Raw genomic sequence first — 20,486 nt, 5'->3', positions numbered from 1 at the left:
TACTACCGTCTCGCGAAGGGGATATAAGAAAACGCAATGGCGGCGCGGCCCCTAACAGGCCACGACGTTGATCGCCAGACCGCCCCTGGCGGTCTCCTTGTACTTGTCCTTCATATCGGCGCCTGTGTCCATCATGGTCTTGATGACCTCGTCCAGCGACACCCGGTGCCTGCCATCCGTCCTGAGCGCCATGCGCGCGGCGTTCAGCGCCTTGACCGCTCCCATCGCGTTGCGCTCGATGCACGGCACCTGTACCAGGCCGCCTATGGGGTCGCAGGTCAGTCCCAGATTGTGCTCCATGCCGATCTCGGCGGCGTATTCGACCTGCCGGGGCGTACCGCCCATCACCGCCGCCAGGCCTGCCGCCCCCATCGAGCAGGCCACGCCCACTTCGCCCTGGCAGCCGACCTCCGCACCGGATAGGGAGGCGTTCAGCTTGTAGAGCATGCCTATCCCGGCCGCCGTCAGCAGGAAGGCGGCCACGCCGTCCTCGTTCGCGCCGGGCACGAAGCGCACGTAGTAGTGCAGCAGCGCGGGAAGGATGCCGGCCGCGCCGTTCGTCGGCGCGGTCACCATGCGTCCGCCCGCGGCGTTTTCCTCGCAGACCGCCAGGGCGTACAGTCCCAGCCAGTCGAGCGCCGCCACGCCGTCGCTCGCCAGGGGCTCCGATTCGAGCTGGCGGCGCAGCGCCGGGGCGCGGCGCGCCAGACCCAGCGGCCCGGGCAGGTCGCCCTGGGCGCGACATCCCCGTTCCACACAATTCTTCATGACCTCCCACAGGTTCATGAGGCCACGCCTAAGTTCGTCGGCGGACCGCCACGCCTCTTCATTGCGCGCGACCAGGCCGGCCACACTCAGGCCCGAGCTCTCGCACATGGCCAGCAGTTCCGCGCCGCAGCGGAAGGGATGGGCGGGAGCGGCGCGGTCCGTCTCCACGGCCCCGCCCTCGTCGACGACGAAGCCGCCGCCTACCGAATAGCAGGTCCGCTCGGCCAGCGTCGCGCCGGATGCCGCATGAGCGGCGAAACGCATGCCGTTGGGGTGATAGGGCAGCGCCCTGCGGTGAAAGCGCAGGTGGTCGACTTCGTGGAAGGGGATGTCGCGCACGCCGGCCAGCCGCAGCCGGCCGGTCTCGCGGATGCGCGCCAGGGTGCCGGCGATGGCGGCGGTATCCACCGATTCGGGCTCGTTGCCTTCCAGGCCCAGCAGCACGGCCCGGTCGGTGCCATGCCCACGGCCGGTCAGCGCCAGTGAACCGTGCAGGTCCACGGTCACGCCCGCGACGTCGCCGGCAATGCCGGCCAGGCCTCGCGCGAACGCAGCCGCCGCCTTCATCGGACCAACGGTATGCGAACTGGAAGGACCGATTCCGATCTTGTAGAGATCGAACACGCTCAGGAACATGAAGATTCCTTCTTGCCGGGCATCGCGCCGCCGGCCAGCCAGGCCAGGATGCCGGCGCGGTGCTGGTCCAGCGCCGGAGCCGTACCGGACGCGGGCGCCCAGTGTCCGGAAAAACGGACCGGGAAACGCAAGTCTAGCCCACCGTCTGGATGGCGTTGCACCATGCCCCGCGCGCGCACGTGCGCGTCGTCCAGCCATTCGTGCGGCTGGGGAACCGGTGTCCACGGGATGAGCTCCGGATCCAGCAGCGCCGCCCACTGCGCCAGCGTGCGAGAGGCGATCAAGGCCTTGAGGCGCGACGACAGTTCGCGCTTGTTCGCCAGTCGCCCCCGGCGCGTGCGGTACTCCGCCGCGTCCAGGCCCGGGCACAGCGGCGCCAGCACGTCGGACAGCGCCAGCCAGAACTTGTCCTCCAGGATGCCCAGGACCAGATGGCGGCCGTCGGCGGTGCGGAACACGTCATTGTCGGGCATCACGTGGTCCAGCCCCTCCACGTCGGTGCCGGTATGGCGCAGCGCGTCGATGCCCGGCGCGGTCCAGGCCGTCATCGCATCCTGCAGCGACAGGTCCAGGTGTTCGCCGCGCCCGCTTTCCCTTGCGGTCATCATGGCCACGACCAGGGCCAGCGCCGCATACATCGAACCGCAGTAGTCCGACAGCCGCACGCGTGGGCGGGCCACCACGTCGTCGATCTGCGACGGCACCGCCCAATATCCCGCGCCGGCCAGGAAATTCATGTCGTGACCGGGCCGGGCCGCGTAGGGTCCGTCCTGCCCGTAGCCCGAGATCGAACACATGACCAGCGCGGGATTGGCCGCGGACAACCGCGCATAGCCCAGCCCCAGCCGCTCCATCACGCCGGGGCGGAAGTTCTCGACCAGCGCGTGGCTCCTGCTGGCCAGTGCGAGCAGAAGCTCGCGGTCCTCGGCACGTTTCAGGTCGAGCGCGATGGACAGCTTGCCGCGGTTGTACTTGGCGAAGGTTTCCGCCCCCAGGGCTCGTGCCGCGTCGCCGCCGTCCGGACGCTCCACCTTGATCACGGTCGCGCCCAGCTGGCCCAGCGTGAAGGCCGCCTGGGGCCCCGGGTGCAGTTGGCCCAGGTCGAGCACGACGCGGCCGCTCAGGCATGTGGAGGCGAACATCCGTGTTTCCCCGATCACGCCAGTATGGACTTGGCGATGGTGTTGCGCTGGATCTCGCTGGTACCGGTCACGATACGGTACAGGCGCAGGCGGCGGAAGATGAATTCCACCGGATGGTTCTTCGTCACGCCGACGTTGCCGTGGATCTGCATGGCCTTGTCGGCGATCTGGAAGCAGGTCTCGGAAACGAAGAGCTTGCACATGGAGGCCTCGCGCCGTACTTCCCTGCCGCTGTCCGCCAGCGCGGCGGCGGCCTGGACCATGCCTTCGCAAGCGTAGAGGCCGGTGGCCATGTCGGCCAGCATGTGCTGGATGGCCTGGAAGCGGCTGATGGGGCCGCCGAACTGCTGGCGCGTCTTGGCGTAGTCCAGGGCCAGCCGGTAGGCCTGCCGCGCCAGGCCGATCATCGTCGGGCAATGCAGCAGGCGGTTGACGCTGACGCGGTCCATGGCGATGCGGAATCCCTGTCCTTCCTTGCCGATCAGGTTGGCGCGCGGCACGCGCACGCCGTCGAACACGATGTCCGCATCGACGTGCTGGCCGGTCATGGGCAGGCAGTCGTAGGTTAATGACACGCCCGGGCTATCCAGGTCGACGAAAATGGCCGAGATCCCGTCGGCACCCTTGTCCGGATCGGTCACGCACATGGTCACGGCGAAGTCCGCGAAAGTCGAGGCGCTGATGTAGTGCTTGTGGCCCGTGATGACGTAGTCGTCGCCGTCCACGACGGCCCGGGTTCGGATGCTGGCGGCATCCGAACCCGACTGCGGCTCGGTCATCGCGAAGCACGAACCCTTCTCGCCTCGCACCACGGGCAGGATGTAGCGTTCGACCTGCTCGGGCGTGGCGTGGCGCACCAGATTGCCGATGCGCGAGGGCCCGCCCCAGTCTCCCAGCACGTGGGGGAAGAGGATGGCGCCCGAAGCAGCCACATCGTCCTTGAGCCGGCACAGGTCGGATACCGACAGGCCCCGGCCTCCCAGCTCGGGCGGCAGCTGCGGGCCGTACAGCCCCAGTTCGCGCGACCGCCGCCAGACCTTGCGCACGGTCTCCTTGCTGAACTTGTCTTCGTAGGTGAATCCGGACGCCCGCTCGAAGGGCAGCAGTTCCTCCGTCAGGTAGCGCCGCAGCGTGGCGCGCAGTTCGTCGATATCGGTCTTGCCCTGGGAATCATCCACCGTGCTCTCCTGGTTTTGCCAGGATTATTGACAGGCGCAGGGGGGAAGAAGATTATCGACAGGACAATTCCGATAACTCCCGAGAATCGCATGAGACTGGAGGACCTGAACTATTTCCTGGCCGTGGCCGAAACCGGCCACGTGGGCCGGGCCTCGACCAGGCTGGGCCACAGCCAGCCCGCGCTGACCAAGGGTCTGCAACGCCTGGAAAAGGAGCTGGGCATTCAGCTGTTCGAGCGCACCCCCAAGGGCATGGCGCTGACGACGGCGGGCGCGGCCTTCTTCGAACGCGCCCGGCACGTGCGCACGGGGCTGGACGACGCGATCAAGGAAGCCAGCGACCTGCATCTGGGCAAGATCGGCCTGGTGCGCGTGGGCGTGGCGCCGGCCTATGTGCAGATGCTGTGCGCGCCGGCCTGTTCGGCCCTGATCACGCAGCGCCCGGCCGCGCGCATCCACATGACGACGGGCTTGAACGACGCGCTGTTCGGCGCGCTCCGGCAGGGCGAGCTGGATCTGTGCATCAGCGCCATCGCCGCTTCGCCGGAACCGGAGTTCGATCAGCACCCGCTGATGGAGGACGACCTGCTGGTGATGGCGCGCGACCAGCATCCGCTGTTCGACAAGCGCTCGCTGCGCTTCGCCGACCTGGTCGAGTACGGCTGGATACTGCCCACCGACAAGGTCATGGCCCGGCGCGCGATCGACGCGCGCTTTCTGGAGGCGGGCCTGCCCACGCCCGAGGTCGTGATCGAATCGAGTTCCACCGTGGCCACGCTGCTGCCGGTGGTTCGCACCACCGATCTGCTGACCGTCGTGGGCCAGCGCGCGGCGGGCCCCAGCGGCGGCGGGCTGCGGTCCATTCCGCTCGAACAGGCGCGCTGGCGGCGCACCATCGGCATCTGCACCCGCCGCGGCGCCTACCAGTCGCCCCTGGCCAAGCGCTTCATCGAGATCGTCGACCAACACGCCCGCGATCTCACGGGCGCATGAGCGGCGGCATCAATCCGCGCGAATGCCGGTGCGGCGCACGACCTCGGTATAAGCCTTGGCTTCGGCATCGATATAGGCCTTGAACTCCTGCGGCGTCGTGGCTCGGGAACGAAAGCCCATCTCCTGGAGCTGCGCGGCCACGGCGGGGTCCCGCTGGAACGCCAGCACGACCGCGTTCCAGCGGTCCACGACGGCGGCGGGCGTGCGCGCGGGCGCGGCCAGGCCCATCCAGCTCGCGGCATCCAATTCCGGGTATCCGATTTCGGCCAGGGCCGGCACGTCGGGCAACACGCCGGAGCGCGACCCGCTGGTAACCGCCAGCGCCCGGATGCGCCCGGCCTTGATGAATTCCATGGCGGGCGCGATCGCGACGATGCCCAGTTGCACCTGGCCGCCGGCCAGGTCGCTCAGCGCGTTCGCGCCGCCGCGGTACGGGACGTGGACGATGTCCAGCCCGTAGCGGTGCTTGATCATCTCGAAGGTCAGGTGCATGGAGGAGCCGACCCCCGGGCTGCCATAGCTCAACTTGCCAGGCGCGCGCTTGGCATAGGCCACCATCTCCTGCATGGTCTTGAAGGGCGCTGCCGCGTTGGCCAGCACGACGTGGGGCGAGGCGCTGATCAGCGCGATGGGCGCGAAATCCTCCAGCGCGAAGCCGGGATTCGCGTATATCGCCTTGGCCATCGTGTGATTGCCGCCCAGCGTAAGCAGGGTGTAGCCGTCGGCCGCGGCATTGGCCACCTTGGCCGCGCCGATGTTGCCGCCGCCTCCCCCGACGTTCTCCACGACGACGGGCTGGCCCAGCCGTTCGCCCGCGTACTTGGCGAACAGGCGCGCGACGATGTCGAACTGCCCGCCGGCCGAGAACGGCACGACGAGCCTGACCGCATGGTCCGGATAGGCGCCATGGGCGGCCCCGGCGCCCAACAGCAGGACGGCCAGCCATGCACGGAAGCGGGCAAGTATCCGCATGTTCGTCTCCTGGATCTCGTTTCGATGGATGTGCGGCAGTTTGCTACGCGGCAGCGGCCGCCGGATGCCTGAATCGCCGATCTCCATTCCACGCCGTTATCCATTCCGGGATTCCCCAGGGTTATCGCCGCGCGCGCCTGGCTTATCGCGCGGCCCTCGCGGCTCTCTAGTATCCGCTTCGTTCGACAACCTTCGAGGCGCATATGAACATTGGACGTTTTCTTACCCGCAGCGCACGCTACTGGCCGAACCGGCCGGCGGTCATCTTCCGCGACCAGCCCCTGAGCTACCGCGAGCTGGACCAGCGATCCAGCCAATTGGCCCACGCCTTGCTGGCGCTGGGCCTGGCCAAGGGCGAACGCGTGGCCATCCAGTCGTGGAACCAGCCCGAGCTGATCGAAATCGAGAGCGCCCTGTACAAGGCCGGCCTGGTCAAGGTCGCGCTGAACGCCCGGCTGTCCGACGAAGAAGCGCGCGACACCCTCTCGAACGCCGAACCCGCGGTACTGATCGCTGGCCCGGTCCACGCGGAGCGCTTGTCGGCCATCGCCGACGGCATTCCCTCCATCCGGCACCGCATCGTCTTCGGCGCCGAGGCGCCGGGCTACCGCCCCTACGAGGACTTCATTGCCAGCCAGCCCACCCACAGCCCCGACGTGGAACTGGAGCCGGGCGACCTGGCGGTGCTGCATTTCACCTCCGGCTCGACCGGCAAGCTCAAGGCCGCCATGCAGACCACCGGCAACCGCATGGCCTCCATCCGCAAGGTCGTCATGGGACGCATGCGCGCGCAGCCCGGCGACGTGCTGGCGCTGGCCGGCCCCATCACGCATGCCAGCGGCATGTTCATGCAGCCTTTCCTGGCGCAGGGCGGCACGCTGCTGCTGCACGAGCGCTTCTCGCCCGAGGTCTATCTGGATTCGCTGCAGAAGTACCGCGTCACCCATGCCTTCGTCGTGCCCACGATGATCAACATGCTGCTGGCCCACCCTGGCCTGAAGAACTACGACCTGGGCTCGCTCAAGACCATGACCTACGGCTCGGCCCCCATCGCGCCCGCGCGCATACGCGAGGCCTGGCGCGCCTTCGGCCCGGTGCTGTCGCAGGGCTACGGCGCCGGCGAGACCACGGGCGGGCTGGTGACCCTGAGCATCCAGGACCACCGCGACGCCATCGAGAACGGCCGGGATGAATTGCTGTCGTCCTGCGGCCGCGTGTTCGGCGAATCCGACCTGCGGCTGTTCGACGACGAAGGCAGGGAAGTCGCGCCGGGCGAGATCGGCGAGATCGTGGTCCGCGGTCCCGACGTCTTCGCCGGCTACTGGCGCGAGCCCGAGCTGTCGGCCGCCGCGCTCGAGGGCGGCTGGCTGCATACGGGCGACCTCGCGCGCATGGACGAGCTGGGCTACCTGTACATCGTCGACCGCAAGAAGGACATGATCATCTCCGGCGGCTTCAACGTCTATCCGTCGGAGGTCGAGGCCGCGCTGTACCGCCACCCGGCGGTGTACGAGACCTGCGTGATCGGCGTGCCGGACGAGACCTGGGGCGAAGCGGTCAAGGCCGTGGTCGTGCTCAAGGAAGGCGGACAGGCCGACCCCGACACGCTGATCCGGCATTGCGCCGCCCTGCTGGCCGACTTCAAGAAGCCACGCTCGGTGGACTTCGTGGCCGAGCTGCCCAAGAACGGCAACGGCAAGCTGTCGCGCAAGGAGGTGAAGGAACGCTACTGGGCCGGGCAGGCCAGGCGCGTGGCCTGAACGAAAGGCCGGGGACGCATGATGTCGGCCCCGGCCCGGACTACACGGACGAACCGCGCGGACTCAGCCGTTCAACAGATCCGCCAGCTCGGCATGCAGCCGCGCGATGGGCACCTCGAACGGGTGCGGCGACGTGCCCGGCGCCGCGCCGAACTGGGCCACCACCAGTTTGGCCTTGGTCGAGGCGTAGATCCGCTGTCCATAGCGGCCATGGGCGCACAGGCCCTGCCACCGTCCGCCATCGACGTGGAAGTAGTTGCGGTAGGCGCCGCCGGGATTGGCGGCGGCGAAGCGGCTTTCGGCATGAAAGGCGCGGTTGCCGCCATGGTGCAGGTCGTCGATGAAGGACTGGGGCACCACCTGTCTGCCATTCCAGCTTCCCTGATTGCGCAGCAGTTCGCCGAAGCGGGCCATGTCGCGCATCGTCATGGCCAGGCCGCCCGCCGTGAACTCCGCGCCGGTGGGATCCACCGAATAGAAGGCGTCGCGTTCGGGCCCCAGCGGCTGATAGACCAGTTCGGACAACAACTCGGCGATCGGCCTGCCGGTCGCTCGGCGGATCGTCCAGGCCAGGGCCTCGGGCGGTCCGTTGTCGTAATAGAGCTTCTGGCCGTGCTCGCCCGAGGCGGGCTTCTGCAGCACGAAATCGTAGAAGTTGTCGGGAGCGGCCGGGCGCCGGGGCAGCAGGCCCAGGATCTCGTACACGCCGCCGTCCTGCGGCCCGAGGTTGCCCGGGCGGCCGTCCAGGCTTGGCCGCACGATGCCGGCCTGCATGTCCAGCAACTGCTGCAGGGTGGCTCCGCCCATGGCCGCGCCGCGCATCTCGGGCACGTAGTATGACGCCTGACGGCTGAAATCCAGTACACCCTGATGCGCCAGCACGCCGGCCACGACGCCCAGGAAGGACTTGCTGACGGACGCGGTGCCGTGCCGCATCTGCGGCCGCATGCCGTGGAAGTAGCGCTCGAATACGATGGCGCCGTCGTGCATCACGAGCAGGCCGTCGACCTCGAGTGAGCGCAGGTGGTCCAGCAGCGGCGCCGGCTTGCCGTCCAGGCCGGTGACTTTCACGTCCTCGGGCAGCGCCGGGCCGACGGACAGCGCGGATACCGGGCCCGCGCCCCGCCACACATCCACCGTGGGCACGGACAGGGAACGGTTCATCAGGCTCCAGCGCAGATAGGGCAGCTTGAACCAGTTCTCGGGCGTCACGCGCGAGCCGGCAGGTGGCGGATAGCCCGTCATCACCTCGACAGGCGGATGGCCGCGGTAGGCGGCGGCTTGGCTTTGCAGGTCTTCCATGGCGTTCACAGGTTCGTCCGATTCAGTTTCCGTATACACCCGACCGCGCGACCAGGGCACCCCATTCCTTCGTCTCGGTCTTGAACTGCTGTTCGAGTTCGGAGATCGACAGCGGCTTCCAGACCGACCAGAGCTCTTCGCGCTTGCGTTCCCACTGAGCCGAGCCATTGGTCTTGTTGATGGCGTCCGCCAGCGCCTGAACGATGGGGGCGGGTGTTCCCTTGCGCACCACGTAGACCGTCCAGCCCGTGCGCTCGAAGCCTTTGTGCCCCAGTTCCTTGAACGTGGGCACGTCCGGCAGGTATTTGGACCGCTCGGTGCCCGTCGTCGCCAGGATCTTCAGGTCGCCCTTCTCGGTCAGGGCGCGTAGCCCCAGGATGTCGAGCATCATGAAGTCGTTCTGGCCTCGGGCCACATCCAGCAGCGCCAGGCTCGTGCTCTTGTAGGGAATGTTGGCGGCCTTCAGGCCGAACTGCTCATTCACCTGAAAGCCGTAAAGGCTGGACACAGTCCCGTTGGAAGACGAGCCGTAGTTCAGCCCCGGCTGCTTGCGCGCCCACTCCAGCCACTCCTTCAGGCTGCCGGCAGGATTCGAGACAGGCACGGCCAGGCCGACCGGCGCGATGCCGCCGACGGCCACCGGCGCGAAATCGTTGAGGGGATTGAACGGCAGCTTGCGGAAATAGCTGGGGATGATGGTCATGCCCGCGTTGGCCACGAACAGGGTGTAGCCGTCGGCCGGCGAACCCAGCAGGGACTGGGCCGCGATCTGCCCGCCCGCCCCCGGCTTGTTGTCCACGAACATGGTGGGATTGCCCAGTTCGGGTGCCAGCGACGCCAGGAACTCGCGGGTGCGCAGATCCACCCCGTCGCCAGGCGCCGAGGAGACGACGACCCGGATCGTCCGATCCGGCCAGGCCGCGCGCGCGGGCGCCGCGGCCGTCGCCAGGGCCGCAGCCCCCGCCAGACGCATGAAGCCGCGCCTATCGCTGCTTAACCATTCCATACTCTTCTCCGATGAAGGCCATTCAGCGCGCAGCGGCCTGGAAGCCGCCATGGAGCGCCTGGAAAGCATGGCCATGGCCCGCAGCATACTGCGCCGGGATCAAATGCCTGGCCACTCCTCTCCCCTCTTGTGATGAGAGGGGAACCTTAATGAGGACGCGTGGAGACCTGGATAACGGAATGGTCGGGATCGATAACGAACGGGAATTGCCCCGTCAGTCTATGGTCGCCCCGGACAGCTTGACGGCCTCAGCCCACATCGCGCGCTCCTGCTTGACCCGGGCGGCGAAGGCCTGGGGGCCCAGGAACTCGGGCTCGACGCCCAGCTGCCGCAGCTTGCCGGCCACCTCGGGCCGTGCCAGGGCCTTCTCGACCTCCGCCGCCAGACGTTCGGCGATGCCCGTCGGCACGCCGGCGGGCAGGTAGAAGCCCAGGTAGGACGACGGCAGGGCAACGTTCACGCCCGCTTCCGCGAAGGTGGGCACGTCGGGCAGGACCGCCAGCCGTTTCGATGCCGTCACCGCCACGGGGACGACGCGCTCGCCCTGCACGAAAGGCAGCGTGGGGCCCGCGGCGTCTATCCCCAGCTTCAACTGGTCGCCGGCGACGGCGGATATCGCGGCCGGGCTGCCCTTGAACGGCACGTGCTGCACGGCCAGGTTCTCGCGCGCGCGCAGCAGCTCCATGGTCAGGTGGACGGTCGTGCCGCTGCCGGGCGACGCGTAGGCGTACTTGCCGGGATGGCGCTTGAGCTCCTCCAGCACGCCGGCCAGCGTCCTGGCCGGGAAGGAAGGATGGACGTAGATCAGGTTGGCGGCATTGCCGAACTGGGCCAGCGGCGTCAGGTCCTTGTCAACGCTGTAATCGAGCTTCGTGTACATGACGGGGCTGACGGCGGTGTTCACCGCGGCGCCCAGCAGCAGGGTGTAGCCGTCGGCCGGCGCGCGGGCGACCTGCTGCGTGCCGATGTTGCCCGATGCGCCGGGCTTGTTCTCGACCACGATGGGCTGGCCCAGCGAAGCAGCCACGCCTTCCAGGACGAGCCGCGCCGCCACGTCGATGGCGCCGCCCGCGGGGAAGGGAACGACGGCCTTCACGGGCCGCGCGGGATAAGGCTGAGCCGCCGCCGGCTGGAGGACCGACAGCAGGACGATCGCGCTCAGACAGGACAATCGGGACATCATGGCATTCTCCCTGGTGAATCAAGACATCCTGTGCAGCGGCGCGCTCAGGGCACCGGGCGCAGGACCCACAAGGCCGGCTCGCCGGCGTCGCAATGAAAGGAACCGCCGGCTTGCGCTGGCACCGTGGCCTGCGCGCCGGTGCCGAGGTCCAGGCGGTATCCCTGGCAGCCGTCCGCCAGATCCGGTATCGCCTCCCGCCAGGCCCGGCCAGGCTCGGCCGTCAAGGGCAGCAGCAGCACCGCGTCGCCCGCGCGGGCAACGCCCAGCACGCCGTCGGCGCTCTCGTGCCAATCCAGCGTCCGCACCGGCGGCAACTCCGACAACGCGCCGTTCAGGTTGCGCAGCGCCTGGCCGGCCAGGCGCGGGTTGCCCCGGCGGTCGATCAGCCCGGTACGCGGGAAGTAGCCGCGATCCACGTCGCCCAGGGTGTCGAGAAAGATGCGATGGCCGCGATGGAAGTGGCTGCACAGCGCCGTCTCCAGCACGCGGCAGGTATTGCGCCATTCGTCGTACTGCGCTTGCGCGGGGCTGTCGTCGGCCAGCCGCACGTGCACCTGGGCGCGCAGGCCCCTGCCCTCGGCCGCGGCGGCCGCGCGCGCGATGCCCTCGCGCGCGCAGATGTCGCGGGCGATGCGAAAGACCAGGCCGTCCACCTGCGCGGTGGCGGGCAATTCGTCGTCGACCGTGAAGCCGTGGTCCACCAGCAGCTTGATCTGCTTGCCGTCGCGCGACTCGCCCGAGGCGTTCCAGAAGCGCGACAGGACGAGCGGTACGCCCGCGCGTTCCCCCGCCGCCGCCAGCCGCGCTTCCAGGTCGGGCGCGGGCGGCCACCTCAGGATCAGCTCCAGACCGTCCAGCAGGTGGCGATGCTGGCGCACGATATCGAGCGCGGCCTCGTCGGGCCAGCCGAAGTGGAACACCGCGAAGCGGCAGCCCTGCTCGGCCACGGCTTCCATCCGCGCGCGCGAGGCCGCGTCGAGCAGGTCGTCCAGGGGCACCCGCAGCCGGCGCACGCCCATCTCCCACAGCGCCAGGATGGGGTAGTCGTTGCGCGCCCGCTTGCGCCGGAACTCGTCCAGCATGCTGCTGTAGGGAATGTCGTACAGCACGGTCCAGCCATGGCGCAGCTCCACGCCGGGCGCCGGCAGCTCGCCGGCCGAGGGAGGCAGGCGCGGCCAGTCGCGCTGCGCGGCCGCCAGCCCCTGCCCGCCGCCGAAGCTGCGGAGGAACCGTGCCACGAACGTTTCCTCGTGGACGTCGACCACCATGACGCCCAGCTTGGCGACGTCGTTGCGGCCGTTCTCGTGTTCGGGCGGCTGGCCCACGTGCAGCGTTTCCGAATAGTCGGCGCGCACGAAGGCGGTGGACGGCATCAGGTAGAAATTCGTGTCGCCGTGGCGGTTCAGGAAGAAGTTGTGCACGTGGCCGGTGAAGGCCGCCGCCACCTGGTACCGCGCGACGAGGTCCAGCAGCCAGCTGCGTCCGGGTTCGTCGATGTTGTCGTAGTGCCCATGTTCGTCCCGGGTGGCGACGAAGGGCGGATAGTGCATGAACAGGAAGATGCGCTGTCCGGCGTGCGCCGCCAGGTCCGCCTCCAGCCAGGCCGCCTGCTCGCGCTCCTGCGGCAGTCCCGAGTTGATCAGCGAGGTGTTGATGACGGCGAAGTGGCAGCCCTGGCGGTCGAAGCCGTAGAAATGTTCCCCGAAGTGCCGGCTGTACAGCTCCACGTACTCGGGGCGGATGGCGCCCGCCGGGACGTAGTCGGCCTGCTTGTCGCCCACGTCGTGGTTGCCGGGCACGAGGTGGACCGGGCAGGCCAGTTCCGCCATGGTGTCGCGGAATTGCCGGACCGCCTGCGGATAGGAGACGGCTTCGGGCACGGGATGGATCATGTCCCCCACGTGCACGACGAAATCCGGCGCCAGCGTGTTCAGCATCGCCACGGTATGCCGCAGCCGCTCGTTGGTCAGCCGGTGCGACTCGAACGGCGAGATGTTGTCCTGCTCCGAAGGATTGACGTGGCTGTCGGCGATGACGGCGAAGCGAAAGAGAGAAGAAGCCATGTTGCGGGTCGGCCATGAAAGCGAAGGGCCAGTATCCAGCAAGGCCATGAATTAATAAAATTCATTTTTCTAATCCATGGATTCATAAAAATCATGATTACGCTCCGTCAACTCCATGCGCTCGCGACCCTGGCCAATACCGGCAGTTTCACCGCGACGGCCGACGCGCTGGCGCTGACGCAGTCCGCGGTCAGCGTGATGATCAAGGAACTCGAACAGCAGGTGGGCGTGGTGCTGGTGGAGCGGGGCCGGACGGTGCGCCTGACGGCCGCGGGCAAGACCCTTTGCGAGACGGCCAACCGCGTGCTGGCCGACATCCATCGCACGGTGGCCGGACTGCGCAGCGTCGGGGAACTGCAGGGCGGCCGCATCCGCGTGGCCGTGGGACCGCTGACCGCGGCGACCTTCTTCCCGCGCGCGCTCGCGCTATTCCGCGCGCGGCATCCCCTGGTGGCGGTCGACGTGCTGGACGTGCCGGTGGAGCAGGCCTCGCAGCGGCTGGCGGCCGACGAGGTGGACGTCGCCATCGGCTCCCCCGGCACCAGTCCGGCCCTGGCCACCGTGCTGCGCACCGAACCGCTGGTGCGCGACCGCATGCATGCGGTGTACGCGCGCGGCAAGGCGCCGCCCGCGCCGGCGGGCGGACGCAGGATGAAATGGCAGGCCTTGCAGCACGCCGAGGTGATCCTGACGGACCGCGTCAGCGGTCAATGGCGCGAGGTCTTCCTGCAGTTGTCGCGGGCCGGCGTGGCGCTGAACACGGTGCAGGAGGTCAGGCTGTACTCGACGGCGCTGGAGATGGTCCGGTGCGGCCTGGGCATGACGCTGCTGCCGGCCTTCGCCGCCCGCCACCTGGATGCGGCGCACTACGACGTGCGCGGCATCGAGCACGGCGACACGCGCTGGGAGGTGCACTGGATGATGCGCGCCGCGGCGGCGCCGACGGCGGCCACGGAGGCCCTGCGGGAGGCCGTCGTCGAGGCCCTGGGTTCCCGCTAGGGGACTCAGATCACCTTGGGCAGCGACCGGTACAGCACGTCCACGCCCGCCATGAAATCGTCGATCTCCATGGCCTCGGCCGGATTGTGCGAGCCGTTCTCGTTGCGGATGAAGATCATGCCCGAGGGGATGCCGGCGTTGGCGAACAGGGCCGCGTCATGTCCCGCGCCGCTGGGAATCTTCTCGGCCGGCAGGCCCAGTTCCGCCGAGGTGTCCAGCAGCAGCTGCACCAGTTGCGCATCCATGGTCGCCGGAGCCGATTCGATGCGCCGGTCGAACTCGAAGCGCACGCCGCGCTGGCGCGCCACCTCGTCGCATTCGGCGCGCATCACGCGGTAGAACTCCTCCAGCGTCTCGGTGCTTTCGCTGCGCACCTCGAAGCTGAAATCGACCCGGCCGGGAATGCGCGACACGGCGTGCTCGGCGGGGTCGGTGCCCATCACGCCCGAGGTCACGACCAGGTCGTTGCCGCGCTCCAGCAGCACGCGCCAGTGCTCGTCCAGCCGCATCAGCAGGTCGGACACCGCGAACACCGCGTCGTTGCGCAGCCAGCGCGGCACGGCGCCGGAGTGTCCGGGTTCGCCTATGCATCGCACCAGGTTGTGGCGGATGTTGCCGCGTATGCCCGAGACGATCGCCGTGGGCCATTTGCGGGCCACCATCAGCGGCCCCTGCTCGATGTGCAGCTCCAGGTAGGCGCGCACGCCCGACACCCAGGGCACCGGCTTGCCGGCGGCGATGCTGTCCACGTCGGCGCCCACGCCGGCCATGGCCTCGGCCAGCGTGCGGCCGCTGCGCTTGTTGCGCAGCGCCAGGTCGTCCGCCTTGAGCTTGCCCAGGATGGCGCCGGACCCCATGTAGGCCTTGCCGAACCAGGCGCTTTCCTCGCCTCGCATGCCGGCGACCCACAAGGGATGCGCCAGCCGCACGCCCTCGTCCTTGAGCCGCTTCAGGCACAGCAGGCCGGCGATGACGCCGGCCAGGCCGTCGTAGTTGCCGCCCTGGGGCACCGAATCCACGTGCGACCCGCACACGATGGGCGCCTGTCCGCCCGCTTCCGCCAGCGAGAACACCACGTTGGCGGCGGGATCGGTCCGCGCGGCGACGCCGTGCCCGCCCGCCCATTCGACCAGCGCGTCCAGCGCGGCCGTCTCGGTGGGACCGTAACTCTCGCGCGAGACGCCGACGCCATCGAAGCTGAGCTGGCGGATCCGCTCGAACAGATCGATCGCATCTTGCCGTCCGGGAATGGCCTTGGCGCCGGCCATCGTGGTTGCTGCTGTCATGTCGCCCTCAAGCCATCGCCTCGAAAGGCACGAAGCCGGTGTCTTCCACCGCCCCCACCAGCCCTTGCAGCCCGGGCAGGTCCTTGCGCCGGCAGTACTGCACCAGGCCGTCGATCACGTCGATCATGGCCGTGGGATGGATGAAGGTGGCAGTCCCCACCTGCACGGCCTTCGCGCCGGCCAGCATGTATTCGATCGCGTCCTCGGCGGTGGCGATGCCGCCGCAGCCGATGATGGGAATCGAGACCGCGCGATGGCACTGGTACACCATGCGCACGACGATGGGCTTGATCGCCGGCCCCGACATGCCGCCCATGACGTTGCCCAGCTTGGGCCGGCGCGTGTCGATGTCGATCGCCATGCCCAGGATGGTATTGGCCGCCACGATGGCGTCGGCGCCCTCTTCCTGCGCCGCGCGGGCGACGTTGGCGATCTCGCCGGTATTGGGCGTGAGCTTGACCCACAGCGGCAGCGAGGTCGAGGCGCGCAGGGCCTTGACCACCGCGGCGGTGGAGCGGGCATGCATCGCGAAGGCCTTGCCGTCTTCCTCGATGTTGGGGCACGAGATGTTGGCCTCGATGGCGGCCACGCCCTCGACCTGCGACAGCTCGGCCGCCAGCCGCGCGAAGCCGTCGTTCGACGGCGCCGAGATGCTGACCACCAGCGGCGGCGAGAACTTCCGGTAGAACGGAATGCTCTCGCGGATGAAATAGTCGGATCCCTTGCTGGGGATGCCGATGGCGTTGAGCATGCCGCTGTGCACCTCCGCCACGCGCGGGACCGGATTGCCGGTGCGCTTCTCGTGCGTGATGGTCTTGGTGACGAACGCGCCCAGGCGGTTGAAATCGATGGTATTGGCCAGCCCGTCGGCGAACGTGCCCGAGGCCGGCATCACGGGATTAGAGAGGCGCAGTCCGCCTACATCCACGGACAGGTCGATCATCACGCCACCTCAGCCAGGGGAAAAACGGGACCGTCCCAGCAGACGCGCTTGCTGACCAGCCTGTCGCCTTCGCGGAAGGCGCGCACGCAGCAATAGCACATGCCGATGCCGCAGGCCATCTGCTGCTCCATCGCCACTTCGCCCGGCACGGACAACTCGGCGCCCAGGCGCTGCATCAACAGCGTCAGGCGCGACGAACCACAGGTATAGAACGCATCGGCGCGGCCCGCGGCATGCAGCTCGCGCAGCAGGCGCTCGACGTTCTCGACCGAGCTGGTGCCGGCCTCGTCGGTAACCTCGACGATGGTGGCGCCAATGGCCGTGAAGCGGTCCTGCGACATCAGGTTGGCGGCGTCGCGCGCGCTCAGGATGGCCGTCACGCCCACCCTCGCCTGCGCCGCCATCTCGGCCAGCGGCGCCAGCGTCGCCAATCCCACGCCGCGTCCCAGCACGACGATGTGGCGCGCGCCCGCGGGCAGCGTGAACCCCACGCCCAGCGGCCCCAGCATCGGCAGCTTGTCGCCCGCCTCGAGCGTGGCCAGCCCGCGCGTGCCGGCGCCCGTCACCTTGTACAGGAACTCCACCCGCCCGGTGGCCGGATCGGCTCGGTAGGTGCTCATGGGCCGGCGGAAGAACGGCGAATCCTGTTCGGTCGACGGACACAGCAGGTGAAAGAACTGCCCCGCCTTCGCCCCAGCCGCCGGCAGCCCGGCATCCAGCACCAGGTGCTTGTAGTCCCGGTTGACCCAGGCATTGCTGATCACCACGCCCTGCGTATCCGGCGCGGCAGGTCCGGCGCAACACCCGACATGCGATTCGGACGACACAACTTCCATTCTGATTCCTCTGCGCTGGAAAACTCCCCAACGCTCGATAACTACTACCTACCTTGGGCACCGCGGATCCGGCTCCGCCGGTCCGCCAGTGCCGCCCCCTTGAGGGGGAGCGGCCAAAGGCCGCTTGGGGGTGGGCTTCCCCGCCGGTCCGCCAGTGCCGCCCCCTGGGGGGCGCGCGTCAGCGCGTAGGGGGGGGCTTTACTCCAGTGCGGCACCCTTGCGTTCCGGGATCAGGAACAGCGTGGCGAGAATGTCCAGCACATAGATCGACGCCAGCAGCGCGATCGCGTGGCTGAACGAATACTTCGCGGCCACCGCGCCCACGGCCAGCGGCCCGAATCCGCCCACGGCGCGGCCGATGTTGAACAGCACGTTCTGTGCCGTGGCCCGCGCCCGGGTGGGATACAGTTCGGAGATCAGCGCGCCGTAGCCGCCCAGCATGCCGTTCACGAACATGCCCATGATGGCGCCGCCGATCAGCAGGGCGTATTGCGCTTCGAGCTGCGAATAGGCCAGCACCGACAGCACCGCGCCCACCTGGTAGAGCAGGAAGATGGGACGCCGGCCGACGCGGTCCGCCAACTGGCCGAACAGCCAGATGCCGAAGGCCATGCCGAGGATGGTGACGGCCGTCCAGCCCGCCGACTTGGTCAGCGAATAGCCGAACTGCTTGCTCAGGTACGATGGCATCCAGATCATCACGCCGTAGTAGCCGAAGTTCTGCACCGAGGTCAGGATGACCACGCCCAGGCTGGCCCGCGTGGTCTTGGCATCCGCCACGAGCAGCTTGAACGCGTTGTCCTTCGGCGCCGTGGACTTCTGGCTCTCGACGAAGATCTTGGGTTCGCCGATGAAATGGCGGATGACGAAGGCCACGACCGCCGGCAGCACGCCGATGGCGAACATGCCGCGCCAGCCCACGATGGGCAGCAGGATGGGGGTGATCAGCGCCGCGGCCAGCACGCCGGCCTGCCAGCCGAGGCCGACGTAGGAACTCATGCGGGCGCGCTGCTCGGGCCGGCAGGCCTCGGCCGCCAGCGCCATGCCGATGCCGAATTCACCGCCCAGGCCCAGGCCGGCGATGGTGCGGTACGCCAGCAGGTCCCAGTAGCCCTGGGCCAGCGCGCACAGGCCGGTGAAGACCGCGAACAACAGAATGGTCCAGTTCAGCACGCGCACGCGGCCGTACTTATCGCTCAACCAGCCGAACACGATGCCGCCGACCACGGCGCCGACCAGCGTCCAGGTGACCAGCGACCCGGCCTGGGTGCTGGACAGCCCCAGGTCCGCCGAGATCGCGGCCAGGATGAAGCCCAGGATGAGCAGGTCGAAACCGTCCAGGGCGTAGCCCACGGTCGACGCAATGACGGCCTTGCGGGCGTAGTCCTCGCCCTCGTTCGCCTTGCCCGCGGGAATGTCCCCGGGACTCGCGGCGTATTTGTCTGCCATTTCCTATCTCCGAAAGGAAGAGAGATCCATGAATCAAAAAGTGCTGCCAGGCGGCGGCTGCCTCCCGCCGGCGCCGTCCCCTGGAGGAGATGGCCCGTGCCGGACATGCTTGTGGCATGGAGCAGGCAAAAACTATTTACGCCGAAAGTCTTTTTTTTTAGACTAAGGCACTTTTTCTTACCTTTCAAGCGAAATTTAACTAAGCTGATAAGGTAAATCCCGATGTTGCCAGGCGCGCACGACATTAGTGCAAACCCGCACTAACACTGGGCATCGAAGGGGTGCTCCGCTCGATTTCGGGGCGGCGCGCACGAGCGGTTCGAAATCCAGGAATCTTATTTTTTAGACTTGCTTCGATGACCACTTCTTCCAGATCGCACGCCGTCGACTTCCATGCCATCGGGGAAAGGCTGCGCGCCTACCGGATAGGCGCCTCGCTGCGGGCCGAGGACATCGCGGCCCGGCTGGGGGTATCGCGGGCGGCGGTGTACCGCATGGAGAAGGGCGAAATCGTCAAGATCGAGACCCTGGAGCGGCTGGCCCACATCCTGGACACCTCGCTGGCCTCGCTGCTGGGCGTGGGAGCGGAGTACTACACCTCGCCGGTGGCCTACATCGAACGCATGCGCCAGCTCGAAACCGACGCCACGCGCATCATGGCCCATTTCGAGCCCATCTCCTTCCTGCTGACCTCGGACGAATACGCCGGCTACCTGGAACAGATGCTGCACGAGGCCCACCCCGGCATCGAGCCCGAGCGCACGCAGGCCTTGATGAAGATCCTGGGCGAGCGCAAGCGGGCCTACGCCCGGCGCCGCCCGCCCATCATCAGCCTGATCGGGCTGCGCGAGATCGAGCGCTTCGTCCACTTCGGACTGGTGGGCCGCATCGACCTGCCGCCCGCGGTGCGCATGGAGCGGTCGCTGGCGGCGCGGCGCGAGGTCGAACGCATCATCGGCCTCCTGCGCGAACACCCCATGGACATGCAGATCGGCATCGTCGACGACAGCATGCCCAACGCCACCTTCCAGGTATTCGAGCGGCCCAGCGCGTCGTTCGTGGCGTTCAGCCCGTTCCGCTTCGGCGAACTGCCCAACGTCGCGACTGGCATCGCCCAGATCACCTCGGCGCCCGAAGCGGTCGAGCTTTATACGAAAATGGTGGAAAACCTATGGGAACGCGCCTACAAAGGGCAACAGGCGGCGGAACTTCTCAGCAGCATGCTGAAGGTGGTCTGACCCCGGGTCGTTCGCCCCACACATGGAACAGTGAAATGGAAGAAACCTCTATCGGATCGACGGTGGCGCAGCTGCTGCTGGAATCGGGGGCGGTACACGTCAGTTCGGGCAAGCCGTTCATCCTGCGCTCGGGCTGGGCCAGTCCGGTGTACGTGGACGTGCGGCGGCTGATCTCATCGGTGGCCGGGCGCAAGGTGCTGGTGGACGCGGCGCAGGCGGTGGTGCGGCACCGCGTCGGCGTGCAGAACATCGACGCCATCGCCGGGGCCGAGACGGCCGGCGTGCCTTACGCCGCCTGGCTGGCCGACCGGCTGTCGCTGCCGCTGCTGATCGTGCGCAAGAAGCCGCTGGGTTTCGGCCGCAACGCGCAGATCGAAGGCATGGCGCAACCCGGGGCGCGGGTGCTGCTGGTGGACGACCTGACCACCGACGGCCAGAGCAAGCGCAATTTCTGCAAGGCGGTACGCGATTCGGGCCTGGAGCTGGCCCACGTCCTGAGCATCTTCTATTACGATACGTTTGTCGAAAGCCGGCGTACCATGGAAGAAATCGGTGTCACGATGCATGCGCTGGCCACCTGGCAGGACATCATCGCGCAGGCCAGGACAGGCACGGTCCTGACCGCCGCCGACATCGAAAAAGTAGAAGGATTCCTGCTCCATACTTCCGAATGGTCCAAGGCCCACGGCGGCATCTCCCGCCTTCCGTGACTCTTATCGCTACCCACGTGTT

The 20,486-nt window shown here is 68.1% G+C and carries 17 protein-coding genes; 5 read left to right on the top strand and 12 right to left on the bottom strand.

Annotated elements, in window-relative coordinates:
- Window positions 1–51 precede the first annotated feature (51 nt).
- Genes WKR98_RS06355 through WKR98_RS06345 form a run of 3 tightly spaced genes read right to left on the bottom strand, consistent with a single transcriptional unit; the run spans window position 52 to window position 3,724 of the window.
- Window positions 52–1,404 carry an L-serine ammonia-lyase gene (locus tag WKR98_RS06355; RefSeq protein WP_124687342.1) on the bottom strand — a complete coding sequence of 451 codons (1,353 nt, stop codon included), beginning with the start codon at window positions 1,402–1,404 and terminating at the stop codon, window positions 52–54.
- The gene (locus tag WKR98_RS06350; protein WP_341432391.1) at window positions 1,395–2,546 is read right to left on the bottom strand and encodes a CaiB/BaiF CoA transferase family protein; all 1,152 of its coding nucleotides are present in this window, start codon (window positions 2,544–2,546) and stop codon (window positions 1,395–1,397) included. Before WKR98_RS06350 ends, WKR98_RS06355 begins: the two co-directional genes overlap by 10 nt.
- Before the next feature lie 14 nt (window positions 2,547–2,560).
- Window positions 2,561–3,724 carry an acyl-CoA dehydrogenase family protein gene (locus tag WKR98_RS06345; RefSeq protein ID WP_341432390.1) on the bottom strand — a complete coding sequence of 388 codons (1,164 nt, stop codon included), beginning with the start codon at window positions 3,722–3,724 and terminating at the stop codon, window positions 2,561–2,563.
- A gap of 90 nt (window positions 3,725–3,814) precedes the next feature.
- On the opposite strand from WKR98_RS06345, the gene WKR98_RS06340 reads away from it, so the two are divergent.
- Complete coding sequence (locus WKR98_RS06340; protein WP_124687339.1) at window positions 3,815–4,717, top strand: LysR family transcriptional regulator; 903 nt, start codon at window positions 3,815–3,817, stop codon at window positions 4,715–4,717.
- Between the two features lie 9 nt (window positions 4,718–4,726).
- Here the strand turns inward: WKR98_RS06340 and WKR98_RS06335 are convergent, their stop codons facing one another.
- Window positions 4,727–5,689, bottom strand: coding sequence for a Bug family tripartite tricarboxylate transporter substrate binding protein (locus WKR98_RS06335; RefSeq protein WP_161567651.1), 963 nt, complete (start codon window positions 5,687–5,689; stop codon window positions 4,727–4,729).
- A 203-nt stretch (window positions 5,690–5,892) separates the two neighbouring features.
- Between WKR98_RS06335 and WKR98_RS06330 the strand changes: the two genes are divergently transcribed.
- Complete coding sequence (locus WKR98_RS06330; protein ID WP_124687337.1) at window positions 5,893–7,449, top strand: AMP-binding protein; 1,557 nt, start codon at window positions 5,893–5,895, stop codon at window positions 7,447–7,449.
- 63 nt (window positions 7,450–7,512) lie between these two features.
- On the opposite strand, the gene WKR98_RS06325 is transcribed toward WKR98_RS06330, so the two are convergent.
- From WKR98_RS06325 to WKR98_RS06310, 4 genes are all read right to left on the bottom strand, one after another.
- A complete protein-coding gene (locus tag WKR98_RS06325; protein WP_238160511.1) occupies window positions 7,513–8,751 on the bottom strand; it encodes a serine hydrolase domain-containing protein in 1,239 nt (412 codons plus the stop codon).
- A 22-nt stretch (window positions 8,752–8,773) separates the two neighbouring features.
- A complete protein-coding gene (locus tag WKR98_RS06320; protein WP_341432389.1) occupies window positions 8,774–9,757 on the bottom strand; it encodes a Bug family tripartite tricarboxylate transporter substrate binding protein in 984 nt (327 codons plus the stop codon).
- Between the two features lie 214 nt (window positions 9,758–9,971).
- A complete protein-coding gene (locus WKR98_RS06315; RefSeq protein ID WP_341432388.1) occupies window positions 9,972–10,940 on the bottom strand; it encodes a Bug family tripartite tricarboxylate transporter substrate binding protein in 969 nt (322 codons plus the stop codon).
- A gap of 44 nt (window positions 10,941–10,984) precedes the next feature.
- Complete coding sequence (locus WKR98_RS06310) at window positions 10,985–13,003, bottom strand: metallophosphoesterase (RefSeq protein WP_341432387.1); 2,019 nt, start codon at window positions 13,001–13,003, stop codon at window positions 10,985–10,987.
- A gap of 93 nt (window positions 13,004–13,096) precedes the next feature.
- On the opposite strand from WKR98_RS06310, the gene WKR98_RS06305 reads away from it, so the two are divergent.
- Window positions 13,097–14,002 (top strand): LysR family transcriptional regulator, encoded by a 906-nt coding sequence (locus tag WKR98_RS06305; protein WP_341432386.1) that lies wholly within the window; start codon window positions 13,097–13,099, stop codon window positions 14,000–14,002.
- A 5-nt stretch (window positions 14,003–14,007) separates the two neighbouring features.
- Here the strand turns inward: WKR98_RS06305 and WKR98_RS06300 are convergent, their stop codons facing one another.
- The 4 genes from WKR98_RS06300 to WKR98_RS06285 all read right to left on the bottom strand — a co-directional run bounded on the left by WKR98_RS06300 (window position 14,008) and on the right by WKR98_RS06285 (window position 18,516).
- Window positions 14,008–15,270, bottom strand: coding sequence for a hydantoinase/carbamoylase family amidase (locus WKR98_RS06300; RefSeq protein WP_341433811.1), 1,263 nt, complete (start codon window positions 15,268–15,270; stop codon window positions 14,008–14,010).
- Window positions 15,271–15,295: 25 nt separating this feature from the next.
- Window positions 15,296–16,231 (bottom strand): dihydroorotate dehydrogenase, encoded by a 936-nt coding sequence (locus WKR98_RS06295; RefSeq protein ID WP_124687331.1) that lies wholly within the window; start codon window positions 16,229–16,231, stop codon window positions 15,296–15,298.
- Complete coding sequence (locus WKR98_RS06290; protein ID WP_341432385.1) at window positions 16,231–17,067, bottom strand: dihydroorotate dehydrogenase electron transfer subunit; 837 nt, start codon at window positions 17,065–17,067, stop codon at window positions 16,231–16,233. Before WKR98_RS06290 ends, WKR98_RS06295 begins: the two co-directional genes overlap by 1 nt.
- Before the next feature lie 198 nt (window positions 17,068–17,265).
- The gene (locus WKR98_RS06285) at window positions 17,266–18,516 is read right to left on the bottom strand and encodes an MFS transporter (protein ID WP_124687329.1); all 1,251 of its coding nucleotides are present in this window, start codon (window positions 18,514–18,516) and stop codon (window positions 17,266–17,268) included.
- 356 nt (window positions 18,517–18,872) lie between these two features.
- Between WKR98_RS06285 and WKR98_RS06280 the strand changes: the two genes are divergently transcribed.
- Window positions 18,873–19,754, top strand: a complete 882-nt coding sequence (locus tag WKR98_RS06280) for a helix-turn-helix domain-containing protein (protein WP_341432384.1) — start codon at window positions 18,873–18,875, stop codon at window positions 19,752–19,754.
- A gap of 35 nt (window positions 19,755–19,789) precedes the next feature.
- Complete coding sequence (locus WKR98_RS06275) at window positions 19,790–20,464, top strand: orotate phosphoribosyltransferase (protein ID WP_124687327.1); 675 nt, start codon at window positions 19,790–19,792, stop codon at window positions 20,462–20,464.
- The last annotated feature ends 22 nt before the right edge of the window (window positions 20,465–20,486 follow it).

Origin of the sequence: Pigmentiphaga sp. YJ18 (assembly GCF_038066655.1) — a bacterium.
Lineage (GTDB): Bacteria > Pseudomonadota > Gammaproteobacteria > Burkholderiales > Burkholderiaceae_B > Pigmentiphaga.
This window is presented reverse-complemented; position numbering and strand designations above follow the sequence as displayed.